The sequence below is a fragment of the Aeromicrobium phragmitis genome (assembly GCF_003674095.1).
In the GTDB taxonomy this organism is placed as follows: domain Bacteria; phylum Actinomycetota; class Actinomycetes; order Propionibacteriales; family Nocardioidaceae; genus Aeromicrobium; species Aeromicrobium phragmitis.
Genome location: NZ_RDBF01000004.1, coordinates 133,578 through 154,951, shown reverse-complemented (window position 1 = coordinate 154,951; position 21,374 = coordinate 133,578). Strand labels below are relative to the sequence as shown.

General features: G+C 70.2%; 21 protein-coding genes. 8 read left to right on the top strand and 13 right to left on the bottom strand.

The window, feature by feature from the left end; translation table 11 throughout:
* Position 1: 1 nt before the first annotated feature.
* Genes cobA through cobT form a run of 4 tightly spaced genes read left to right on the top strand, consistent with a single transcriptional unit; the run spans position 2 to position 2,569 of the window.
* Positions 2 to 778, top strand: a complete 777-nt coding sequence (gene cobA, locus D9V41_RS07195) for a uroporphyrinogen-III C-methyltransferase (RefSeq protein WP_279432334.1) — start codon at positions 2 to 4, stop codon at positions 776 to 778.
* Complete coding sequence (locus tag D9V41_RS07190; protein WP_121793872.1) at positions 775 to 1,212, top strand: histidine phosphatase family protein; 438 nt, start codon at positions 775 to 777, stop codon at positions 1,210 to 1,212. The genes cobA and D9V41_RS07190 overlap by 4 nt, the downstream gene beginning before the upstream one ends.
* Entirely contained in the window at positions 1,209 to 1,550 is a 342-nt protein-coding gene (locus D9V41_RS07185; protein WP_121793871.1) for a DUF4333 domain-containing protein, read from the top strand. The genes D9V41_RS07190 and D9V41_RS07185 overlap by 4 nt, the downstream gene beginning before the upstream one ends.
* Positions 1,547 to 2,569 (top strand): nicotinate-nucleotide--dimethylbenzimidazole phosphoribosyltransferase, encoded by a 1,023-nt coding sequence (gene cobT, locus D9V41_RS07180; protein WP_121793870.1) that lies wholly within the window; start codon positions 1,547 to 1,549, stop codon positions 2,567 to 2,569. Before D9V41_RS07185 ends, cobT begins: the two co-directional genes overlap by 4 nt.
* 2 nt (positions 2,570 to 2,571) lie before the next feature.
* Here cobT and D9V41_RS07175 read toward each other — a convergent pair whose 3' ends face one another.
* The gene (locus D9V41_RS07175; RefSeq protein WP_121793869.1) at positions 2,572 to 3,087 is read right to left on the bottom strand and encodes a bifunctional adenosylcobinamide kinase/adenosylcobinamide-phosphate guanylyltransferase; all 516 of its coding nucleotides are present in this window, start codon (positions 3,085 to 3,087) and stop codon (positions 2,572 to 2,574) included.
* A 29-nt stretch (positions 3,088 to 3,116) separates the two neighbouring features.
* Here D9V41_RS07175 and D9V41_RS07170 point away from each other — a divergent pair, with 29 nt between their 5' ends.
* Positions 3,117 to 4,025: a cobalamin biosynthesis protein gene (locus D9V41_RS07170; RefSeq protein ID WP_121793868.1), complete on the top strand. Its 909-nt coding sequence runs from the start codon at positions 3,117 to 3,119 to the stop codon at positions 4,023 to 4,025.
* A 274-nt stretch (positions 4,026 to 4,299) separates the two neighbouring features.
* Here D9V41_RS07170 and D9V41_RS07165 read toward each other — a convergent pair whose 3' ends face one another.
* The 7 genes from D9V41_RS07165 to D9V41_RS07135 form a co-directional block, all read right to left on the bottom strand.
* The gene (locus D9V41_RS07165; RefSeq protein ID WP_121794018.1) at positions 4,300 to 5,301 is read right to left on the bottom strand and encodes a sugar phosphate isomerase/epimerase family protein; all 1,002 of its coding nucleotides are present in this window, start codon (positions 5,299 to 5,301) and stop codon (positions 4,300 to 4,302) included.
* Between the two features lie 20 nt (positions 5,302 to 5,321).
* Positions 5,322 to 6,446, bottom strand: a complete 1,125-nt coding sequence (locus D9V41_RS07160) for a Gfo/Idh/MocA family protein (RefSeq protein ID WP_121793867.1) — start codon at positions 6,444 to 6,446, stop codon at positions 5,322 to 5,324.
* Positions 6,443 to 7,309, bottom strand: a complete 867-nt coding sequence (locus D9V41_RS07155; RefSeq protein ID WP_121793866.1) for a sugar phosphate isomerase/epimerase family protein — start codon at positions 7,307 to 7,309, stop codon at positions 6,443 to 6,445. Before D9V41_RS07155 ends, D9V41_RS07160 begins: the two co-directional genes overlap by 4 nt.
* Before the next feature lie 73 nt (positions 7,310 to 7,382).
* Positions 7,383 to 8,567, bottom strand: a complete 1,185-nt coding sequence (locus D9V41_RS07150) for a substrate-binding domain-containing protein (protein ID WP_121793865.1) — start codon at positions 8,565 to 8,567, stop codon at positions 7,383 to 7,385.
* On the bottom strand, positions 8,560 to 9,651 hold the full coding sequence (locus D9V41_RS07145) for an ABC transporter permease (RefSeq protein WP_121793864.1): 1,092 nt from the start codon (positions 9,649 to 9,651) through the stop codon (positions 8,560 to 8,562). Before D9V41_RS07145 ends, D9V41_RS07150 begins: the two co-directional genes overlap by 8 nt.
* Positions 9,648 to 10,661: an ABC transporter permease gene (locus D9V41_RS07140; RefSeq protein WP_121793863.1), complete on the bottom strand. Its 1,014-nt coding sequence runs from the start codon at positions 10,659 to 10,661 to the stop codon at positions 9,648 to 9,650. The genes D9V41_RS07145 and D9V41_RS07140 overlap by 4 nt, the downstream gene beginning before the upstream one ends.
* A gap of 46 nt (positions 10,662 to 10,707) precedes the next feature.
* A complete protein-coding gene (locus tag D9V41_RS07135; protein ID WP_424922792.1) occupies positions 10,708 to 12,141 on the bottom strand; it encodes a sugar ABC transporter ATP-binding protein in 1,434 nt (477 codons plus the stop codon).
* A 157-nt stretch (positions 12,142 to 12,298) separates the two neighbouring features.
* On the opposite strand from D9V41_RS07135, the gene D9V41_RS07130 reads away from it, so the two are divergent.
* Complete coding sequence (locus D9V41_RS07130; RefSeq protein ID WP_243697184.1) at positions 12,299 to 13,462, top strand: ROK family transcriptional regulator; 1,164 nt, start codon at positions 12,299 to 12,301, stop codon at positions 13,460 to 13,462.
* Between the two features lie 30 nt (positions 13,463 to 13,492).
* A complete protein-coding gene (locus tag D9V41_RS07125) occupies positions 13,493 to 15,388 on the top strand; it encodes an acyl-CoA dehydrogenase family protein (protein ID WP_121793861.1) in 1,896 nt (631 codons plus the stop codon).
* 159 nt (positions 15,389 to 15,547) lie between these two features.
* Here the strand turns inward: D9V41_RS07125 and trhO are convergent, their stop codons facing one another.
* Positions 15,548 to 16,447 carry an oxygen-dependent tRNA uridine(34) hydroxylase TrhO gene (gene trhO / locus D9V41_RS07120; RefSeq protein WP_121793860.1) on the bottom strand — a complete coding sequence of 300 codons (900 nt, stop codon included), beginning with the start codon at positions 16,445 to 16,447 and terminating at the stop codon, positions 15,548 to 15,550.
* Between the two features lie 30 nt (positions 16,448 to 16,477).
* Here trhO and D9V41_RS07115 point away from each other — a divergent pair, with 30 nt between their 5' ends.
* Positions 16,478 to 17,890 (top strand): amidase, encoded by a 1,413-nt coding sequence (locus tag D9V41_RS07115; RefSeq protein ID WP_121793859.1) that lies wholly within the window; start codon positions 16,478 to 16,480, stop codon positions 17,888 to 17,890.
* Between the two features lie 56 nt (positions 17,891 to 17,946).
* On the opposite strand, the gene map is transcribed toward D9V41_RS07115, so the two are convergent.
* From map to D9V41_RS07095, 4 genes are all read right to left on the bottom strand, one after another.
* A complete protein-coding gene (map, locus tag D9V41_RS07110) occupies positions 17,947 to 18,717 on the bottom strand; it encodes a type I methionyl aminopeptidase (RefSeq protein ID WP_121793858.1) in 771 nt (256 codons plus the stop codon).
* Between the two features lie 93 nt (positions 18,718 to 18,810).
* Entirely contained in the window at positions 18,811 to 19,599 is a 789-nt protein-coding gene (locus D9V41_RS07105; RefSeq protein WP_121793857.1) for an SDR family oxidoreductase, read from the bottom strand.
* On the bottom strand, positions 19,596 to 20,816 hold the full coding sequence (locus D9V41_RS07100) for an acyl-CoA dehydrogenase family protein (RefSeq protein WP_121793856.1): 1,221 nt from the start codon (positions 20,814 to 20,816) through the stop codon (positions 19,596 to 19,598). Before D9V41_RS07100 ends, D9V41_RS07105 begins: the two co-directional genes overlap by 4 nt.
* A 3-nt stretch (positions 20,817 to 20,819) precedes the next feature.
* Complete coding sequence (locus tag D9V41_RS07095) at positions 20,820 to 21,287, bottom strand: MaoC family dehydratase (RefSeq protein ID WP_121793855.1); 468 nt, start codon at positions 21,285 to 21,287, stop codon at positions 20,820 to 20,822.
* Between the last annotated feature and the right edge of the window lie 87 nt (positions 21,288 to 21,374).

Here is a 21,374-nt window from a genome sequence, read left to right as displayed (position 1 = left end):
GATCCGCGAGAGCGCGGCGCCAGCGCGAGACCGTCCCGCCGCCACCGCGCTCGGCTCGGTCACCCTCGTCGGCGGAGGACCGGGCGATCCCGGTCTCATGTCGCTGGCCGGGCGCGAGGCGATCGAGAAGGCCGACGTCATCGTGAGCGACCGCCTGGTCCCCCACGCTGTGCTCTCCTGGGCGGGACCCGACACCGAGGTCGTCGACGTCGCCAAGGTGCCGCACGGCCGCTTCACTCCGCAAGAGCAGATCAACCGGATCCTCGTCGACGCGGCGCGCGCGGGCCGTCACGTCGTGCGGCTGAAGGGCGGCGACAACTTCGTCTTCGGCCGGGGTGGTGAGGAGCTCCTCGCGTGCGCCGAAGCCGGCATCCCCGCCCGGGTGATTCCCGGACTGAGCTCGGCCCTCGCCGTGCCGGCGGCAGCCGGCATCCCCCTCACCCACCGCGGTCTCACCCAGGGGTTCGCCGTGGTGTCCGGGCACGTGGCTCCCGACGACCCGTCCTGCACCGTGGACTGGGACGCCCTCGCCACCAGCGGCCTGACGATCGTCGTGCTCATGGGGGTGCGACAGCTCGCCGCGATCGTCGAGCGACTCCTCGCCGCCGGGATGCACGAGGGCACCCCGGGCGCGGTCATCGCCGACGGCACCCTGCCGTCGCAACGCGTGGTGCGGGCGAGGCTCGCCGATCTGGCGGCACGCGCGGACGAGTCGGGGATCGGTGCCCCCGCGATCACGGTGATCGGCCCGGTGGCAGAACTGGAGCTGGTCCGGTGATCGTCTGGATGCGGCACGGGCAGTCCTCGTGGAATGCGGCCGGGCGGATGCAGTACGACGCGCTGCACCCGGAGCTGACCGAGCAGGGCCGCGCACAGGCCGGCTCCGCCGCGGCAAAGCTGCGCGAACGCGGCATCACGGCGCTCTGGTCCTCCCCTGCCGTACGCGCCCAGCAGACCGCGGCGATCATCGCGCCGGAGCTCGGTCTCGAGGTGAACACCAGCGACCTGCTACTCGAACAGTCGTCGCGCGAGACCACGACCGACGTCGCCGACCGTGTCCTGACCTTCACCGCGCAGCTGCCGGACACCGCAGTGACCCTCGCGGTCAGCCACGGCGACGTCATCGCGATCGCCGCCGAGCTCCTCGCCGGCCACCGAGCCGGCATCCTGCCCAACGCGCACTGGATCGAGACCCCCGGGAGCCTGTCGTGACCGCACTGCACCGTCCGCTGCTGGCGCTCGCCACGACGTTCTCGCTCGCGGCCTGCACGTTCTCGTTCAGCACCGGCGGCATGGACGAACCGGCCGAGAACGTCGCGGAAGCCGCGATGGCCGCGCTCGAGGAGGAGGTCGGTCAGCGGCCCGACTCCCTCGACTGCGGCCACGGCGACGTGGCCATCCGCGAGGGCAACCAGATCGCCTGCGTCCTGACCCACGAGGGCGTGGAGTTCGACACCGCCGTGACGATCAGCGACGTCGACGGCTCCCGTTACACCGTGAACGTCGAGGTCGCCTCGACCCCCAACCCGACCGAGGAGGAACCGTCGTGAATCAGCCCAGTCCCGTCACGCCCCCGTCCGCGAGCGCGCGGGCCGCTGCGCAGGACCACCTCGACGCTCTCGCCGTCCCGCGCGGCGCCCTCGGACGGCTCGGCGAACTCGGCGTGTGGCTCAGCGCCGTGCAGGACCAGGTGCCGCCGGCTCCGCCCGCGCACGTGCGGGCCGTCGTCTTCGCCGGCGACCACGGCGTCGCCGAGCACGCGGTCTCCGCCTATCCGCGCGAGATCACCCCGATGATGGTGCGCGCGTTCGTGGCCGGGACCGCCGGCGTCGCGGTGCTCGCCCGTCAGCATGGCGTGGCGCTGCGGGTCCTCGACGTCGCCGTCGACGCCGACCTGTCCGACCTGGACGTGAGCGGGTACAAGGTCCGGCGCAGCAGCGGCGCGATCCACCAGGAGGACGCCCTCAGCACCGAAGAACTCGATCGCAGTCTCGAGGTCGGGGCGACGGTCGCCGCCGAGGAGATGGCGGCCGGTGCCCAGTTGCTGATCAGCGGTGACATGGGCATCGGCAACACGACCCCCGCCGCAGCGCTCATCGCCGCGAGTCTCGGCCTGCCCGCCGAGCTCGTGGTGGGCCGAGGCACCGGCGTCGACGACGCCGGGCTGGCCCACAAGACCGCCGTCGTCGCCCAGGCCCTCGCCCGGCACGACGAGGACGGTGACCCCCGACGCACCCTGGCCGCGCTCGGCTCGGCCGACATCGCGGCGTCGGCGGGCTTCATGGCAGCGGCGGCCCGAGCCGGCGTCCCGGTCGTGTTGGACGGGCTCATCGCCGTGGCGGCCGGCGTGATGGCCGACCGGCTCGCGCCCGGCGCCGCGGCGTGGTTCGTGGCGGGTCACCGCTCGACGGAGCCGGCGCAGTCGCTCGCTCTGGAGAAGCTGGGCCTCTCCCCCGTGCTCGACCTCGACCTGCGTCTCGGTGAGGGCAGTGGAGCGGTGGCCGCGGTGCCGCTGCTGCGGTCGGCCGCGCTGCTCCTGAGCGAGGTCGCGCGACTCGACGCGCTGTGAGTTCAGAGCGTCAACACGCGTCCGGCGATCACCAGCGCGACCGTGTCGCACTCGGCCGCGAACCGCTGGTTCACCCAGCCGAGCGCATCGCGGAAGACGCGGCCCGAGCGGTGCGCCGGGACGACGCCGAGACCCACCTCGTTGGTGACGAGCACGACGTCGCCGTCGTACGTGGCGATCGCCTCCACGGCGGCGTCGAGGCGCGGGGCGAACGCGTCAAGCCAGGTCCGGGACTCCCAGGCATCGAGGTCGTCCAGCTGCGCGGTGGCCCAGGTGCCGAGGCAGTCGATGAGCAACGCACCCCGTGCCGCGGCGGCGGCCCGCGGCAGGTCGGTCTCCTCTACCGTCACCCAGGAAGCCGGACGCCGTGCCTGGTGCGCGGCGATGCGCGCGTCCCAGTCGGCGTCGTCGTAGCGCGGACCGGGAGCCACGTATGTCACGGCGGGAGCGTCTGCGAGCAACGACTCCGCGTGAGCCGACTTGCCCGAGCGCACGCCGCCGGTGACCAGGGTCCTCATGACTCGTCAGCGTACTGCGGGAGGGCCGGATGAGAGACCGCGCCGCCGGCCTCCTCGCCGGTTACGTGCTCGACCGATGGCTCGCAGATCCACGGCGCTTCCATCCGGTCGCCGGCTTCGGCCGGATCGCCGCGACCCTCGAACGCCGAACCTACGCCGACTCGGTCGGTCGCGGCGCCGTCCACACCGCCACCCTCGTCGCCGCGGCTGCCGCGCTCGGCGCGGTCGCCGAGCGCCAGCACCGATTCCTCGCCACGGCCATCGCGACGTGGGCGGTACTGGGCGGTCGGTCACTCGAACGCGAAGCGGCGACGATCGGGGCGTTCCTCGACGCCGGCGATCTGCCCGCCGCCCGACGGCGCCTCACCCACCTCGTCGGGCGCGACCCGAGCGAGCTGTCCGAGAACGAGGTGGCACGTGCCGTCGTGGAGTCCGTCGCCGAGAACACCTCCGACGCCGTCGTCGCTCCCCTGCTGTGGGGCGGACTCGCCGGCGTGCCGGGGCTGTTGGCATACCGGGCCGTGAACACGCTCGACGCGATGATCGGGCACCGGAACCCCCGCTACGAACGCTTCGGCAAGGCCGCGGCGCGGGCCGATGACGCCGCCAACCTGCTGCCGGCCCGTCTCGCCGCCGCCCTCGCCACGGTGCTCGGGTCCGACCGGAGGGGAGCGCTCGGCGCGTGGCGGCGCGACGCCTCAGGGCATCCCAGTCCGAACGCGGGGCCCGTCGAGGCAGCCTTTGCCGGCGCGCTCGGCATCCGCCTCGGCGGCACCAATGTGTACGGCGAGCGGATCGAACACCGGCCCCAGCTCGGCGACGGTCGCCCGGTGGAGCCACGCGACATCGCACCTACCGCCCGACTCGCCCGGCGGGTGGGCCTGGGTGCCGCGATCACGTCCGCGGCTATCGCGTTCGTTCGCCGGCGTCAGCCCTGATCACGCGTCGTCGGCGCTGTCGTCGCTCTGACCGCCACCGCGAGCCTGTTCCATGATCACCTACCCCGGGCATTGGTGGTCGAGTAGGCCGGAGCTCTGCGGAGGCCGTATCGAGACCACATCTCGCACCACGTGGTCTCGATACGCGGCTCGTCCCTCGCCGCTACTCGACCACCTATGGAGAGTTGGGCGCGCCCCTCGTTCCGGTTCCTGAGTAGCCGCGAGGAACGAGCGGCGTATCGAAGGGCGGTCGCTACTCGACCACCTACTGCGGTCAGCCTTGGTCGAAGGCGGAGTCGAAGGATGCGGCCGGGGGTTCGAAGTCGAAGCGGCGCAGGTACTCCAGCGCCTCGGGGGCGCCCTGGAGTCGGTCCATGCCGGCGTCCTCCCACTCGACCGAGATCGGGCCCGTGTAGCCGATCCGGCCCAGCGCGCGGAAGGCGTCCTCCCACGGCACGTCCCCGCGCCCCACGGAGACGAAGTCCCAGCCGCGGTGCTGATCGCCCCATGGCAGGTGCGACGAGAGGATGCCGTTGCGCCCGTTGCCCATCCGCATACGGGTGTCCTTGCAGTCGACGTGATAGATCCGGTCGGCGAAGTCGGTGATGAACGCGACCGTGTCGAGGCCCTGCCAGACCATGTGGCTCGGGTCCCAGTTCAGACCGAACGCCTCACGGTGCCCGATCGCCTCCAGCGTGCGCACCGTCGACCAGTAGTCGTACGCGATCTCCGAGGGATGCACCTCGTGAGCGAACCGCACGCCGCACTCGTCGAACACGTCGAGAATCGGGTTCCAGCGGTCGGCGAAGTCCTGATAACCCGCGTCGATACGGCTCGCGGGGACCGGCGGGAACATCGCGACGTACTGCCAGATCGAGGACCCGGTGAAGCCGACGACGACGTCGACACCCATCGCCCGGGCCAGCCGGGCGGTGTCCTTGAGCTCCTCGGCGGCGCGCTGCCGCACGCCTTCCGGGTCCCCGTCGCCCCACACCCGGGACCCGACGATCGAGCGATGCCGCTCGTCGATCGGGTCATCACAGACCGCCTGGCCCTTGAGGTGGTTGGAGATCGCCCAGCAGCCGAGACCGTGGCGGTCGAGGATCTCCTTGCGACCGGCGATGTACTCCTCGTCGTCCCAGCGCGAGGCGTCGAGGTGCTCACCGGACACGGCGATCTCCAGGCCGTCATACCCCCAGCCGGCCGCCAGTTCGGCGACCTCCTCCAGGGTGAGATCGGCCCACTGGCCGGTGAAGAGCGTGAAGGGTCGGGTCATCGTGGTCTCCTTCGCGGTGGTCAAGATGCCGGAATCGTCGCGCGGCGGTCGCTCGCGGTGCGCTCGACCGCATCGAGCACCCGCTGCACCGCCAGTCCGTCCTCGAACGACGGCGCCGGAGCGGTGCCGGTGCCGATCGCGTGGAGGAACTCCGCGGCCTGGGTGGTGAAGGTGTGGTCCCACCCCAGGATGTGGCCCGGGGGCCACCACGCCTCGAGGTAGGGGTGATGCGGCTCCGTAACGAGCACTCGGGTCCCGCCATCGCCGGTGTCGACCCACAGCTCGTTGAGCCGCTCGAGGTCGAAGGTGAGGGAACCGCGAGATCCGTACAGCTCCAGCCGCAAGCCGTTCTTGCGACCGAAGGCCATCCGGCTGACCTCCACGCTCGCCACCGCTCCGCCGTTGAGGCCGAGCAGCGCCCACGCGGCGTCGTCGACAGTGACCTGCTCGGGGCCGTCGGCTCCCGGACGCGTGGGGACGAACGTCGCCAGGTGCCCCTCGACCCAGGAGATGTCGTCCGCCGTCAGGAAGCGGAGCAGGTCGACGACGTGCGACCCGAGGTCACCGAGCACACCAGATCCGGCCTGCTCGCGGCGCAGACGCCACGTCATCGGGGCCTGATCGTCGGCGAGCCAGTCCTGCAGGTACGCGGCCCGGATCTCGCGCAGCTGACCGATGCGCCCCTCGGCGACGAGGGAACGTGCCAGCGCCAGCGCCGGAACGCGCCGGTAGTTGAAGCCCACCATCGACTGCACCCCTCGGCCGCGTGCCGACGCCGCGGCCTCGACGAGTCGCTCGGCCTCGCTCGTGCTGTTGCTCAACGGCTTCTCGACGAGCACGTGCTTTCCGGCCTCGAGCGCGGCCAGCGCGATCTCGTAATGCAGATGCCCGGGCGTGCACACGTCGACGATCTGGACGTCGTCACGCTCCAGCACGCGCCGCCAGTCCGTCTCCGTCCCCTCCCAGCCCAGCTGGTGCGCCGCCTCACCGACCCGAGTGGCGTCGCGGCCGACGAGCACGCGACGAGCGACCGGCGGGACGTCTGGGTAGAACGCGCTGACGTTGCGCCAGGCGTTGGAGTGGGCCTTGCCCATGAAGGAGTGGCCGACGACGGCGACTCCCAGGGGCGTTGGGGCAGGACTCATGAGATTCCCCCGTTGCGGTGTGCGGTGAGCTCGCGCAGGAACGCGAGGCCGTCGCGGGCCAGGTCGTCCTGCGTGGGTGCCAGCGATCGCCAGATGGAGGCGGCGGTGGCGATGGTCGTGTTCTCGGACGTGAAGCTCTCGATAACGAGCGGGCCGTCGTAACCGGTGGCGTCGAGGGCATCGAGGATGCCCGGCCAGTCGGTCTGATCGTGGCCCGGGGCTCCGCGGTCGTTGCCGCAGACCTGCACGTGGACCAGATGCTCGGCCGCCGCGGTGATGGCCGCCGCGGAGGAGCGCTCCTCGATGTTGAGGTGGTAGGTGTCGAGCGCCAGCCCGAGCGCCGGGCCCAGCAGCCCGTCCAGCCCGGTGAGCGCCTGTTCGACGGTGTTGACGAGGGAGGTCTCGTACCGGTTGAGCGGCTCGATGCCGACGCGGACGCCTCGATGTTCGGCGTGTTCCACGACGGGAGCCAGATGGGTGCGCCAGGTGGCGTAGGCCTGCTCCCGTTGGTCGGGCGTCATCGACCACACCCGCCCGGTGGCGGCGTAGAAGGGCCCGCACACGCTGCGCGCCCCGATGTCGGCGGCCAGATCGATGCAGGCGCGCAGGTACTGCTGCGTGCCCTCGATGGCGCCGGGATCGATGAGGTCGCGGCCGGGTGCCATCGCGCCCACGACACACGGCACCAGGCCCGTCCGCTCCAGCGCGGCGACGACTCGCGTGGCGGACAGATCGCCGACCTGTTCGAGCGGCAGCTCGACGGCGTCGAAGCCGAACGCGGCGACGGCATCGAGCGTCTCGTCGAGGACGTCGTCGGTCAGCGGCGACCGCCAGACCCAGGTGTTGATGCCGATGGGGCGCACGGCGCCTCCCTTCGTGTCCGTAGTGAGCAGGGGGCGGCTGCGGCGGGGATCGCCCGCCGCAGCCGCTGGTGAATCAGCGGTCCTGCCAGGCCTGCGGGAAGCCCGGAAGGTCCTCGCCGCCGAACTTGGCGTAGTGACCGTCGGGCATGCCCTCGTTGGCCGCGAGGTACTCGTCGCGATCGTCCTCGGTGATCGGCGACTGCGGGAGCACCCACTCGGTCGGGACCTCCTCACCGGCGAAGATCTTCTGCACCGCGAGCAGCGGCGTACGCCACTGGAAGTTCGAGTAGACCGGCGCGATACCCGTCAGACCCGTCTCCTCCCACTTCCGCAGGAAGCTCATCTCGTCCTCACCGGTCATGACCGGGTAGTCGACGCCGGCGTCCTCGAACGCCTCGATCGCCGCGACGGCGCCGTCGCCGGCGTCCATCCAGATGCCGTCGACCTGGCCCTGGTTGATGGCGTCGGTGACGATCTGCTTGATCTTGGTGGGATCGGCGTCGGTGAAGTGGTCCTCGGCCTCGATGCCGTTCTCCTCGAAGATCTTCTCGGCGGCGGCCCAGCGGGTCTCCAGCACGTCGACGCCCGGGAGGATGCGCAGCGCGATGACCCGGTCGCCCTCCTCCAGGTTGTCGACGAGGAAGTTGGCCGTGTCGATGCCCCAGGCGTAGCCACCGATGGGGTGGATGAACGTCGTCGGGCAGTCCGTCTCGACGCCACGGTCGAAGATGACGACCGGCTTGCCGGTCTCGCAGGCGCGCTCGACGGCCGGCGTCATCGCGGCCGTGGAGTTCGGCGAGATGACGAAGGCGTCGCAGTTGCCCTCGTTGATGAAGTAGTCGATGTCGGCGATCTGCGTGTCGTCGGAGTCCTGCGCGTCGCGCGTCTCCATCTCGGAGATGACGCCCTGCTCCTGCAGGACCTCCAGCTGCTGCTTCATCGTGATCCAGCCGGTCTGCCGCCACGGGTTGCTGATCGAGGCGTTGGCGAAGCACACCTTCTTCGGGCCCTCGGAGGCGTATTCGGAGGTGTCCGTCATGTCGCCTTCGAGGTACTGCAGCCACGGCTCGCTCTCGTCACCCTGGAAGGTGGCGTCGCGCTGCTCGTTCTGGCGGTCGAAGTCGGCCTGGACGAACCACTCGGTGTCCTGGGATCCGCCGTCGTCGCCGGAGTCGGAAATGTCGTCGGTGCTGCAGCCGGCCAGCACGACGAGCGCGGCGGCGGAGGCGAGGGCCCCCGCTCTCATGGTCCTACGCATCGGATGTCTCCTGTCGTTGCGCCCGAGGTGGGCTGGGTGGGGGTGGAGGGGTCGAGGGGGCGACTCCGCCGCGACGCCGTGGCCGGCGGGTGGCCCGCCAGGTACGGCCTGCCAATGCGACGGCGACGATGATGATGACGCCCTGCACGGTGCTGCGCCACGTGGAGGCGACACCGAGCGACGTCAAGAGCAGGAACAGCAGTTCGAGCGCGAACGCGCCCGCTGCGGCCGACAGCACCCAGCCACGGCCGCCGCCGAGCACCACGCCGCCGATGACGACGGCGGTGATGGCCGCGAACTCGTAGCCGGAGCCGACGGAGGGATGGACGCCGGCGTAGCCGACGAGCAGGATGCCCGCGACGGTGGCCGACAGCGACGAGAGGATGAACGCTCGGGTCTTGAGCCACCACACGGCGGTGCCGGCGTACCGGGCGGCCTCGGCGTTGTCACCGACGGCCACGATCGAGCGGCCGAAGGGACGACGCATGAGCCAGACGGCGAGCGCCGCGAGCACCAGCAGGATGAGCAGGGAGTAGGGGATGATGCCGACGACGGGCACGCCTTCGACGCCGCCGCGACCGATGTTGCGGAACGCGTCGGACGGGTTGCCCGTCGCCGCTCCACCGGTGACGTACCGGACCAAGCCGGTCAGCGCGAGCATCATGCCGAGCGTGACGATGAAGCTCGGGACCTTGAGGATCGTGGTGGCCAGTCCGTTGATCAGGCCGATCAAGGTACCGACGGCGAACATCACGACCAGGCCAGGGAGGATACGCGCCTCGTCCTGTCCGATGAAGTTGCCCGCCAGCACGACCTGCGCCGCGATGACCGCCGCCATCGACAGGTCGAACTCGCCGCTGACGATGACGTAGTACTGCCCCATTGCCGCGATCGCGATCGGCGCGGTGCGTCCGGCGAAGCGGATGAGCGAGCCGGGATCGGCGAAGTTGGGGTTGGACACGACGATCGCGACGAGGAGCACCGCCGCGAGCACGAACACGGCTCCGCCAGGAGTGCGCAGCGCGAGGGCGAGGCGTCGGCCGAAGCTTCCCTCGTACCTCGGGAGGGTGATCTGAGTGCTCATCGCACCTCCTGCGGAATCGGGGACGCCGAGCCGAAGCGGGCGGGACGGCGGTCGATCTCGCGGCGCGCGTACACCGCCACGGCGACCACGATGACCACGCCGCGCACGACGTCCTTGAGGAAGGGGTTGAGCTGCATGACGCCCATGACGTTGTCGAGCACCGCGAAGATCGCGACGCCCGCGAGCGTTCCGACGATGTTGCCCTTGCCGCCGCTCAGCAGCGTCCCGCCGAGCACGACGGCGGCGATGGACATCAGGTCGTAGCCGCCCTGCGATCCGACCGTCGGCTGCCCGACACCGAGCCGGGCGAGGAGCAGGAGACCCGCGACGGCTGACAGCACGGTGCAGATGACGTGCGCCGCGATGATCGGGGTGGCCGTTCGGACGCCGGACATCCGCGCCACCTCGGCGTGGCCGCCGACGGCGTAGATGTGGTGGCCGAGCCGGGTGCGGCGCAGCATGAGGATGGCCAGCAGCGCACATCCGAGCATGATCAGCGTCGCGATCGGGACCGGGCCGATCCGGGTGGCGTCGAGCAGCCGGAAGGCTCGCGGCGCCGCACCCTGATTGCCCTCGAAGTTCGAAGCGAGGTAGCCCGCCAGGATCAGCCCCGTGCCGAGCGTGGCGATGAAGCCATGCACGTGCAGATAGCTGACGATCAGCCCATTGGCGAGGCCGATGACCGCGGCGATCAGCAGCGTGACGAGCACGGCCGGCAGGATGCGTCCGGTCTGGCCCGCCATGATGCCGCCGGCGGTCACGCTCGCGAGGCTCACGACGAACGGCACCGAGAGATCCAGCGAGCCGACGAGGATGACCAGAGTCTGTCCGACGGCGATGAGACCGAGGATCGTCATCGTGGTCAGGACGTTGTCGATGTTGCCGACGCTGAAGAAGTTACGGCCGTTGACCGCGGTGATGATGGTTCCCGCGACGATCGCGAGCACCAGCACCGCGAAGACGATGGTCGTCGAGCTGATCGTGCGGCCCGGCCGCACCGCGATGCTCATGACGCCACCTGCCAGAAGAACCTGATGTTCGCTCGCTGGCGCTCGCTCATGACGCCACCTCATCGACGCCGGTCGCGAGCGCGAGGACGGACTCCTCCGTGGACCCGGCCGGCAGCTCGCCGGCCAGCCTTCCGTCGCGCATGACGAGGATGCGGTCGGACATACCGATGACCTCCGGAAGTTCACTTGAGACCATGAGCACCGCGACGCCCTCGGCGGCGAGCTCGCGCATGACCTCGTAGATGGCGTGCTTGGCACCCACGTCGATGCCGCGCGTGGGTTCGTCGAGCAGGACGATGCGGGGATGGGTCGTCAGCCAGCGGGCGAGGACGACCTTCTGCTGGTTGCCGCCGGAGAGGAACTGCGCCTCCTGGCTGAGCGACCGCGCCGACACCGAGAGCGATCCCAGCAGGCCGGGTACGTCGCGCTGAGCCGCCGGGGTGCGGCCGGGAAACACGCTGCGCACGACGCCCAGTGCGTTGTCGAGGATCGACTGCTGCAGCGCCAGTCCGGTCGCCTTGCGATCCTCGGTGACGAGCGCGAGGCCGGACCGGATCGCCTGCCGGGGCGAGCGGATCGTGACCGGATCGCCGTCGATCAACAGCTGGCCGCGGGTCAGGGGCGCCATGCCGAAGATCGCCTCGAGCAGCTCCGTACGACCCGATCCCTGCAGGCCGGCGACGCCGACGATCTCGCCGGCACGAAGCGCCAGGTCGACGCCGTCGACGTGGTCGTTGCCCGCTTCGCGCAGCTCGAGCCGGATGTCGCCGGGCTGGGTGCCCGGACGTGCGGACGGGAAGAACGAGGACATCGGGCGACCGACCATGAGCCGGACGAGCGTCCCCTCGTCGAGTTCTGCGGCGGGCCGGGTGTCGACCTGCTCGCCGTCCTTGAGCACGGTCACCGTGCGGCACAGGTCGAGCACTTCGCGCAGACGATGGGAGACGTAGATGATCGCGACGCCTCGCGACGTCAGGTTGCCGATGATGTCGTAGAGCAGCGCGACCTCGTGATCGGCGAGCGCAGCGGTGGGCTCGTCCATCTGGATCACCCGGGCGTCGAGACTCACCGCCTTGGCGATCTCGACGATCTGCTGCTCGGCGACCGAGAGGGTGCGCACGCGCCGCGTCGGGTCGAGGCCGGTGATGCCCAGGCCCTCGAGGAGCGAGCGCGCCTCGCGCTCCATGCCGGCCACATCGACGAGCCGACCGTTGCGGGGCTCGCGACCAAGGTAGATGTTCTCCGCGATGGTCCGCTCGGGGAGCAGGTTGAACTCCTGGAACACCGTCGCGATGCCGGCCTGCTGTGCTTGCACGGGATGCCCGAAGGACACCGGCTCACCGCCGATCTCGATCGTCCCGGCGTCGGGCTCGTGGACGCCCGCGAGGATCTTCATGAGCGTCGACTTGCCCGCGCCGTTCTCTCCGACCAGGCCGACGACCTCGCCGGGATGGACGTCGAGGCTGGCGCCGCGCAACACGAGGTTGCCGACGAAGCTCTTCGTCACGTCGCGGACCCGCAACACGGGCAGACCACCTTCCACGGCAGCACTGTGACACACTTCACTGACTTTTGTCGAGTACCCGTCAAAAGATGATTACTAGACCTGCAGAAGCCGCGGTGGTTCAATCATTCCCGTGAAGACCAGTGACGTGTTCGCGCTCCTGCAACGCGAGAACCGGCCGATGACGCGGGCGCAGCTCGCCGCGTCCACCGGTCTCGCGCGTTCCACCGTGGCAGCGCGGGTCGACGTCCTCATGCGCCTCGGCCTCGTCACTCCGTACGGCGACGGACACTCCACCGGCGGTCGACCGCCCTCCCTGCTGGCCGTCAATCCCGCTGCCCGCGTGGTGCTCGGTGTCGACCTCGGGGCCACGCATGCCCGCGCCGCCGTCGCGGACCTCTCCGGCCAGCTTCTCGCCGAGGAACGAGCCGACCTGGACATCGCCGAGGGTCCCGACATCGTGCTCGCGTGGGTCGAGGCGGTCGCCCCCCGGCTCCTGGATCAGGCCCACCGTCCCGTCCATGACCTCGCCGCCATCGGCATCGGTCTGCCCGGGCCGGTCGAGCACTCCACCGGCCGCGCCATCAACCCGCCGATCATGCCCGGCTGGGACCGCTACGACGTGCCGGCTCACGTCCAGCGCGCTTTCCCCGTCCCGGTGCTCATCGACAACGACGTGAACATCATGGCGCTGGGCGAGCAACACACCCAGTTCCCGACTGCCCGGGACCTCGTCTTCATCAAGGCCTCCACCGGAATCGGCGCCGGCATCATCGCCGGCGGGGAGTTGCAACGCGGCGCGCAGGGAACCGCCGGCGACGTCGGGCACATCCGGATCGGCCGCCCCTCGGACGCCGTGTGCCGCTGCGGCAACGTCGGCTGCCTCGAGGCCGTCGCCGCCGGGCCGGCGATCGCTCGAGCCCTGCAGGCCGCAGGCTCTCCGGTACGCGACACGGCCGACCTCGTCCGGCGCGTCAGGGCCGGCGACGTGGACGCGGTGCAGGCCGTTCGCCAGGCGGGTCGCGACCTCGGCGACGTCCTCGCGATGGTGGTCAACTTCATCAACCCCTCGGTGGTCGTGGTGGGTGGCGCGCTCGCCTCCACCGGCGAGCACTTCGTGGCTGGCATCCGCGAGGTCGTCTACCAGCGCTCCCTTCCCCTGGCCACCGAACACCTGCGCATCGTCACCTCCGTCACGGGCGAACGGTCCGGTGTGCTGGGGGCCGCGGCGATGGCGATCGGCCACGTCCTGTCCCCCGAAGCCATCGAGCAGGCGAGTCTCGCGCTCACCTCGTGAGGGGTCCGGTTCGCCGCTAGCGTGGGGGCCATGACGTCCCCCGAAGCTCTCCGGCGGGCGCTCGACGGCAAGTGGCGCCACGTGCGCGAACAGAGCCGAGCCGAGCTCGCTGCCATGGACTTGGCCTACGACCATGCGCTCTCGCTGGACGACGCGAGGAGCCGAGTTCTCGAGCAGCTCAAGCAACTCGTCCCCACCGGCATCCCCGCGGCCGGATTCCGCAGAGAGAACGGCGGCACCGGCGACCCCGGCATGGCGGTCACCGGGATCGAGATGCTCGCGCAGTTCGACCTCTCGCTGATGGTCAAGGCGGGTGTGCAGTGGGGGCTGTTCGGCGGCGCGATCGAGAACCTCGGCACCGAGCGCCACCACGCGATGATCCCGGACATCATCGACCTCGGCCTGCTCGGCTGCTTCGCGATGACCGAGACCGGGCACGGCAGCGACGTCCAGAGCCTCGAGACGACGGCGACGTTCGATCCCGCCACCGAGGAGTTCGTCGTCCACTCCCCGACCCCGAGTTCTCGCAAGGACTACATCGGCGGTGCGGCCAGCCACGCTCGCGTGGCCGCGGTCTTCGCCCGGCTGATCACTCTCGGCAAGGATCACGGCGTCCACTGCTTCGTCGTCCCGATCCGCGACGAGAACGGCGATGACCTGCCCGGTGTGACGACATCCGACTGCGGCCACAAGGGCGGACTCGGCGGCGTCGACAACGGGCGCATCCTGTTCGACCACGTGCGCATCCCCCGCGAGAACCTGCTCAACCGCTACGCCGACGTCGACGAGCTCGGCACGTACTCCTCACCCATCGAGAGCCCCGGTGCGCGCTTCTTCACCATGATCGGCACGCTGGTCCGCGGCCGGGTCAGCGTCGGCGGATCGGCCAGCGCCGCCACCGAGGTCGCGTTGAGCATCGCCGGACGGTATGCGCTGCAGCGCCGGCAGTTCGAGGGCCGCGAGGGCGAGGAGACCGTTCTCATGGACTACCGCCTGCACCAGCGCCGGCTGCTGCCGCTCATCGCGACCTCCTACGCCTTCCGCTTCGCGCAGAACCAGCTCGTTGCGCGAATGCATCGGCTGCAGACCGAGCCCGAACCTGACCCGCAGCAGCAGCGGGAGCTGGAGAGCCGTGCGGCGGGCCTGAAAGCGATGCAGACCGAGCACGCGACCCGGGCTATCCAGGAGGCGCGCGAAGCCTGCGGGGGCGCGGGCTACATGGCCGAGAACCGGCTCACCACACTCAAGGCCGACACCGACGTGTTCACGACGTTCGAAGGCGACAATCACGTCCTCCTTCAGCTCGTCGCCAAGGAGATGCTGACGGCCTACGCGAAGGAGGTCACCGGGCTCGATCCGCTCAGCATGGTGCGCTTCGCAGCCGAGTCGGTCGCCGACATCGTCAAGGAGCGGACCGCGGCCGGCGCACTGATCCAGCGGTTGATCGACGCGCGCCCCGGCGGCGGGGACGAGCACGACCTCCTCGATCGCGGCACCCAGTTGAGCCTCTTCGAGGACCGCGAACAACACGTCATCGAAACCGCCGCTCGCCGCTTGCAGCGAGCACGTCAGGAGCCCGAGCGCTCGTTCGAGATCTTCAACGAAGCGCAGGACCATGTGCTCAAGGTCGGCCAGGTGCACATCGAACGCGTGGTGCTGGAGGCGTTCACCGCTGGCATCGCCCGCTGCGAGGACCCCGAGGCGCAGGAGTTACTGCGCGACGTCTGCTCGCTGTACGCGCTCAGCTCGATCGAGCGGGACAAGGCGTGGTTCATGGAGCACAACCGGCTGTCCACGGAGCGCGCCAAGCAGGTCACCGTCGAGGTGAACGCGCTGTTGGAGAAGCTGCGCCCCCACACGCTGACGCTCGTCGAGGGCTTCGGTGTGCCGCCCAGCACCCTCAACGCCGCCATGCTCGACACCTGAGCGCCCCTCGGTGGTCGAGTAGCGACCGCCCTTCGATACGCCGCTCGTTCCTCGCGGCTACTCAGGAACCGGGACGAGGGAGCGATCGAGCCGTCGCATGAGGGGCGTAGGCTCCATGTCGGTCGCTGAGCGACCTCCTACTCGACCACCTATCGGGTCCTACGGCGCGGCGGTGAGCGCGTGGGCGTCGCAGCCGGGATCGGTGTCCATGCAGGCGTCGCAGCGGGCGAACTGCCGCACGCAGGCGACGTCGACGCAGTCGCGCACATCCTTCGTCGGGCCGGCGCAGCGGTCGCACGTGCCGACGATCTTGGCGTGGTCGGAGAAGTCCGTCGCGATGCGGCCGTCGAACACGTACAGCGAGCCCTCCCACAACCCGTCGTCGCCGAACGTCTCGCCGTACCGCACGATGCCGCCGTCGAGTTGGTACACCTCGCGGAAGCCGCGCTGCTTCATCAACGGTGTGAGGACTTCGCAGCGGATGCCGCCGGTGCAGTAGGTGACCACCGGGCGGTCTTTCAGATGGTCATAGGCACCGGAGTCGAGCAGGTCGAGGAACTCGCGCGTCGTCTCCACCGGGGGCCGGACCGCTCCGCGGAAGCGCCCGATCTCAGACTCGATGTGGTTGCGACCGTCGAAGAACACGACGTCCTCGCTGGCCACGAGCTCGTGCAGGTCCTCCGGGGTCAGCTTCGTGCCGCCGTCGACCACGCCGTGCTCGTCGACCGTGAGCGCATCGGGAGCTCCGAAGGCGACGAGCTCCTCGCGGACTTTCACGCTGAGCCGCGGGAACAGGGCCGTAGTGCCGTCGGACAGGGCGGCGCCCGGGCTCCATTTGATGTCGGCGTCCTTGAACGGCGCGTACGACCGCAGGCCGCGAACGTACTTCTTCAGTTCGACCACGTCGCCGCCGAGGGTCCCGTTGATGCCGTGCCGCGAGATGATCACGCGGCCGCGCAGTCCGAGCGAATCGGCCAGGGTGTGCTGCCAGAGCCGGATCGCCTCCGGGTCCGGGAGCGGCGCGAAGGCGTAGTACAAGATCACTTTCGGCGTGGCCACCGCTCGAGTCTAAGACCCTAGGCTGGGCGCATGAGCCGCGAGTTGCACGACCTCGACGCCCACGACCAGGCGGAGCTGTTGCGCCGCCGCGAGATCACCAGCAGCGAACTCGTGCGTCATCACCTCGACCGCATCGACGCCGAGGAGTTCGGCGCCTTCGTCACCGTCACCCCGGACGCGGCGATCGAACAGGCGACCCGCGCGGACCGGCTGCTCGAGCGGGGCGACGCGCCGCCGTTCTGCGGAGTGCCGACGGCGATCAAGGACCTCACCGCCACCGCGGGAACCCGGACGACGCTGGGCTCGCGGCTACTCGGCGAGGATGTTCCCGAGGAGGACGCTCACGTGGTGACCCGCGTCCAGGAGGCGGGATTCGTCAGCCTCGGTAAGACCAACACACCGGAGTTCGGATTGTCGTCGTTCACCGACAATGACCTCGTCGGCCCGACCGTGACGCCCTGGGACACCACGCGCAACGCCGGTGGTTCCAGCGGCGGTGCGGCTGCCGCAGTGAGCGCGAGGCTTTTGCCCGTCGCCCTCGGCAGCGACGGCGGCGGGTCGATTCGCATCCCCGCCAGCAGCTGCGGCATCTTCGGGCTCAAACCCAGTCGAGGGCTCATCAGCGCGGGGCCACTCGGCGTGCAGTGGAACGGCCTGGCCAGCGACGGCGCGCTGACTCGGACGGTCCGTGACGCCGCCGCCCTCCTGGACGTGCTCGCCGGACCGATGCCCGGCGACTCGCGGATCAGCGCGGCGCCGTCGACGCCGTTCCGTGAGCAGGCGAGTCGCGACCCCGGCCCGCTGCGCGTCGCCCGATGGAGCCGCCCCTACCTCGACTTCGCCGCGTCGTCACCTGAGTCGATCGCGGCGTGGGAGCGCGCGAGCGAGCTTCTTGCGGCTGCCGGCCACGAGATCGTCGACATCGATAATCCGTGGGCGCCGGAGCTCGAGGCCCAGTTCAACGTCGTGTGGTCGGCCGGAATGGCGGCCGCACCGATCCCACCCGAAGCCGAGGGGCTGCTCCGGCCCACGACGCGCTACTGGCGCGAGCGAGGCGGCCGGGCGAGCGCGCCGGAGCTGGCCGCCGCCATGGGCTTCCTCGAACTCACCACGCGCGCCACGCTCGCCCAGCTCGCGGAGTTCGACCTCTTCCTGACGCCGACGCTGGCGCTGCCCCCGCAGCCCACGGACTGGTTCACCAGCCCCGAGGACCCCCTGGAGATCCACCGCCGCGAGCTGCTCTTCACGCCTTTCACGGCGCTCATGAACATGAGTGGGCAGCCCGCGGCGAGCTTGCCGGTGTATGCGACCGAGCCGTCGGCACAGGCGCCGTCACTGCCGATCGGCGCGATGCTCGCCGCTCACCCCGGGAGTGACGGCCTGCTCCTCGCGGTGTGCGCGCAACTCGAGGACGCCTTCCTCACCACGCCCCCTGAGCGGTAGGTGAGGTCCCACGGCGACGCCGCCCGTGGGACCTCACCTACCGCCCGAGTCGGGGGTCAGGATCGCTGGGTCATGACGATCGGGTCACCCTCGGTGATCGCGATCGTGTGCTCACTGTGCGCGCCGCGCGAGCCGTCGGCGCTGCGGATCGTCCATCCGTCCGCATCCATGACGATCTCGTCCGTGGTGGCGAGCAGCCACGGCTCGATCGCGATGACGAGCCCGGGCTTGAGCGGGAACCCACGGCCGGGACGACCATCGTTGGGCACGTGCGGGTCGCCGTGCATCGTGCGCCCAACACCGTGACCGCCGAACTGGGTGTTGACGGAGTAACCGGCGCCGCGGGCGATCTCGCCGATCGCGTGACCGATGTCGCCGAGCTTCTTACCGGGCCGCGCCACCTCGATCGCCGCAGCGAGGGCGCGCTCCGTGGTCTCGATGAGCCGGACGTCCTCCTCACGCGGCGTGCCGACGATCGCGCTGACCGCGGAGTCGCACACCCAGCCGTCCACGCTCACGGCGAAGTCGAAGCTGACGAGATCGCCGTCCTTGAGCTTGTACGGGTGCGGGAGGCCGTGCAGGACGGCGTCGTTGACGGAGGTGCACAGCACCTTGCCGAAGGGGCCGCGCCCGAACGATGGCGCGTAGTCGATGTAGCAGGACTCGGCACCGCGGTCCTTGATCATCTGGTGCGCGAGGTCGTTGAGATCGAGCAGGTCCACCCCCACGTCGGCGGCGTCGACCACCGCGGTCAGCACGTCGCCGACGAAGCGCCCGGCCGGACGCATCTCCTCCAACTGGGCAGGGGACAGCAACTCGATCGCCATGCCGCCAGCCTACGCGGCGGCCGGAACGCGCTGAGTGTGACGTTTGGCGGGTCGATCACCCGATTTCAGCCGCCAAACGTCACACTCAGCGCGTTACCGCCCTTCCAGCGACGCGCGGTACCGCTGCATGCCGGTGAGCCAGCGGTCGGGGTCGGCAGCCTTCTGGGCGTACATCCGGCCCACCTCGTGATGCGGCAGCGCGTGGAAGCGTCCCGCATCGATCGCCTCCAGGAGGGTCTGTGCGACGGTGTCGGCGTCGAGCACCTCGCCGGCGGTCGAGACCGCCTTGTGGCCGAGCCGCGCCTCGCTCTCCTGGCGGCTCTCGCCGCCCTCGATCATGGGTGTGGCGACGCCCATGGGGCACAGGCAGCACACCTGCACCCCGCGGTCGCCGTACGTGGCGGCCAGCCACTCGGCGAATCCGACGGCCGCGTGCTTGCTCACCGAGTATGTCGGAGACCCGAGCTGGGTGAGCAGCCCGGCCGCCGAGGCCGTCACCGCGAAGATTCCGCCGTCGCCGTCCACCCAGCGCGGAACGAGTGCCCGCGCGGCCCGCACGTGCGCCATGACGTTGACGTCCCACGACAGCGCCCAGTCCGATTCGCGCGCGTCGAGCCCGAACCCGCGGAACACCCCGGCGTTCGCGACATACAGGTCGACGCCACCGAACTCCTCGTCGGCCCGGGCGAGCAGCGCGGAGATCCCCTCGTCGGCAGCGACGTCGGCGACGACGTACGGCTGGCCGAGGTCCGTGGCCGCCTCCGCGAGACGCGCCTCGTCGAGGTCGGTCAGCACAACCCGGTCCCCCCGCGCGACGAGCGCCCGCGCGACGGCCAGTCCGATGCCGCCGGCCGCGCCGGTGACGATCGCCCGCCGGCTCATCGCGCGAGCTGCTTACGGATCTCGGCGCGCGCCAGGGAGTTCTTGTGCACCTCGTCGGGACCGTCGGCGAAGCGCAGCGTGCGGATGCCCGCGAACATCTCGGCCAGCGGGAAGTCCTGGCTCAGCCCACCGGCGCCGTGCACCTGGATGGCCTTGTCGAGGATCCACTCGACCGTCTGCGGGGTCGCGATCTTGATGGCCTGGATCTCGGTGTGCGCGCCCTTGTTGCCCACCGTGTCCATCAGCCACGCGGTCTTGAGGGTGAGGAGACGCAGCTGCTCGATCTTGACCCGCGACTCGGCGATCCAGTCGCGCACCACGCCCTGATCGGAGATCGGCTTGCCGAACGCGACCCGCTCGCTCGCCCGCTTGACCATCATCTCGACCGCGCGCTCGGCCAGGCCGATCGAGCGCATGCAGTGGTGGATGCGGCCCGGGCCGAGACGGGCCTGAGCGATCGCGAAGCCCTCACCCTCGCCGCCGATGAGGTTGGCGGCGGGGACGCGGACATCGGTGAAGCGCAGTTCGGCGTGACCGCCGTGATCGCGATCGTGGAAGCCGAGCACGTGCATGCCGCGCACGACCTCGAGGCCCGGGGTGTCGCGGGGCACCAGGATCATCGACTGCTGACGGTGGCGCTCGGCCGTCGGGTCGGTCTTGCCCATGACGATGAAAACTTTGCAGTTGGGGTTCATCGCGCCGGTGATCCACCACTTGCGGCCGTTGATGACGTACTCGTCACCGTCGCGCACGATCGAGGTCTCGATGTTCGTGGCGTCCGACGACGCGACATCCGGCTCGGTCATCGCGAACGCGGAGCGGATCTCACCGGCGAGCAGCGGTTCGAGCCAGCGCTGCTTCTGCTCGTCCGTGCCGAACATGTGCAGCACTTCCATATTGCCGGTGTCCGGCGCGGCGCAGTTGACGGCCGGTGGCGCCAACTGGATGCTGCGGCCGGTGATCTCGGCGAGCGGCGCGTACTGGAGGTTGGTCAGTCCCGCCCCCTTCTCACCGGGCAGGAAGAAGTTCCACAGGCCGCGGCGCTTGGCCTCGGCCTTGAGGTCCTCGATGACCGCCGGCGGTTCCCAGCGGTCCTCGCGGTAGTTGCGTTCGATCTGCTCATGCGCCGTGGATTCGGCCGGGTAGACGACCTCGTCCATGAACGCGTTCATGCGCTCGATGAGGTCCTGGGTGGTGCTGTCGAAGGCGAACTCCATGACTCAGGCTCCGTCCCCGGCCGACATGACGTAGACGACCTCTGCGATGCAGGCGGGCTTGTCGACGCCCTCGATCTCGATGACGAAGGAGATGACGGCCTGCGTGCCGATGGCGATGTCGCTCGTCTCCTTCAGCGTCCCGGTGGCCCGGACACGCGAGTCGACGGGAACGGGGTGCGGGAAGCGGACCTTGTTGGCGCCGTAGTTCACGCCGAAGGCGAGACCGTTGACGGCGTAGATCTGCTCGGCCAGCGTCGGCAGCAGCGACAGCGTCAGGTAACCGTGAGCGATCGTCTTGCCGAACGGCCCGGACGCCGCCCGCTCCGGGTCGACGTGAATCCACTGGTGATCGCCCGTGGCGTCGGCGAACGTGTTGATCCGCTCCTGGCTGACCGTCAGCCAGTCACTGGTGCCGAGTTCTTCTCCGGCTGCGGCCTTGAACTCGTCGAGGCTCTCGAACACGCGAGGCATGGGCGACTCCTTCGTCACAGAATTGACTAAGCGCTTGCTTAGGTCGAACGCTAGCCGACCGCCTGTGGTCCGCGCTACCCCGCATCG

What these genes read in the sequence shown, in the direction of transcription:
- D9V41_RS07175 (WP_121793869.1), bottom strand. Translation starts at nt 3,087, where the DNA reads ATGAGGACCCTGGTCACCGGCGGCGTGCGCTCGGGCAAGTCGGCTCAC.
- D9V41_RS07170 (WP_121793868.1), top strand. Translation starts at nt 3,117, where the DNA reads ATGAGAGACCGCGCCGCCGGCCTCCTCGCCGGTTACGTGCTCGACCGA.
- D9V41_RS07165 (WP_121794018.1), bottom strand. Translation starts at nt 5,301, where the DNA reads ATGACCCGACCCTTCACGCTCTTCACCGGCCAGTGGGCCGATCTCACC.
- D9V41_RS07160 (WP_121793867.1), bottom strand. Translation starts at nt 6,446, where the DNA reads ATGAGTCCTGCCCCAACGCCCCTGGGAGTCGCCGTCGTCGGCCACTCC.
- D9V41_RS07150 (WP_121793865.1), bottom strand. Translation starts at nt 8,567, where the DNA reads ATGCGTAGGACCATGAGAGCGGGGGCCCTCGCCTCCGCCGCCGCGCTC.
- D9V41_RS07145 (WP_121793864.1), bottom strand. Translation starts at nt 9,651, where the DNA reads ATGAGCACTCAGATCACCCTCCCGAGGTACGAGGGAAGCTTCGGCCGA.
- D9V41_RS07140 (WP_121793863.1), bottom strand. Translation starts at nt 10,661, where the DNA reads ATGAGCATCGCGGTGCGGCCGGGCCGCACGATCAGCTCGACGACCATC.
- D9V41_RS07125 (WP_121793861.1), top strand. Translation starts at nt 13,493, where the DNA reads ATGACGTCCCCCGAAGCTCTCCGGCGGGCGCTCGACGGCAAGTGGCGC.
- D9V41_RS07115 (WP_121793859.1), top strand. Translation starts at nt 16,478, where the DNA reads ATGAGCCGCGAGTTGCACGACCTCGACGCCCACGACCAGGCGGAGCTG.
- map (WP_121793858.1), bottom strand. Translation starts at nt 18,717, where the DNA reads ATGGCGATCGAGTTGCTGTCCCCTGCCCAGTTGGAGGAGATGCGTCCG.
- D9V41_RS07105 (WP_121793857.1), bottom strand. Translation starts at nt 19,599, where the DNA reads ATGAGCCGGCGGGCGATCGTCACCGGCGCGGCCGGCGGCATCGGACTG.
- D9V41_RS07100 (WP_121793856.1), bottom strand. Translation starts at nt 20,816, where the DNA reads ATGGAGTTCGCCTTCGACAGCACCACCCAGGACCTCATCGAGCGCATG.
- D9V41_RS07095 (WP_121793855.1), bottom strand. Translation starts at nt 21,287, where the DNA reads ATGCCTCGCGTGTTCGAGAGCCTCGACGAGTTCAAGGCCGCAGCCGGA.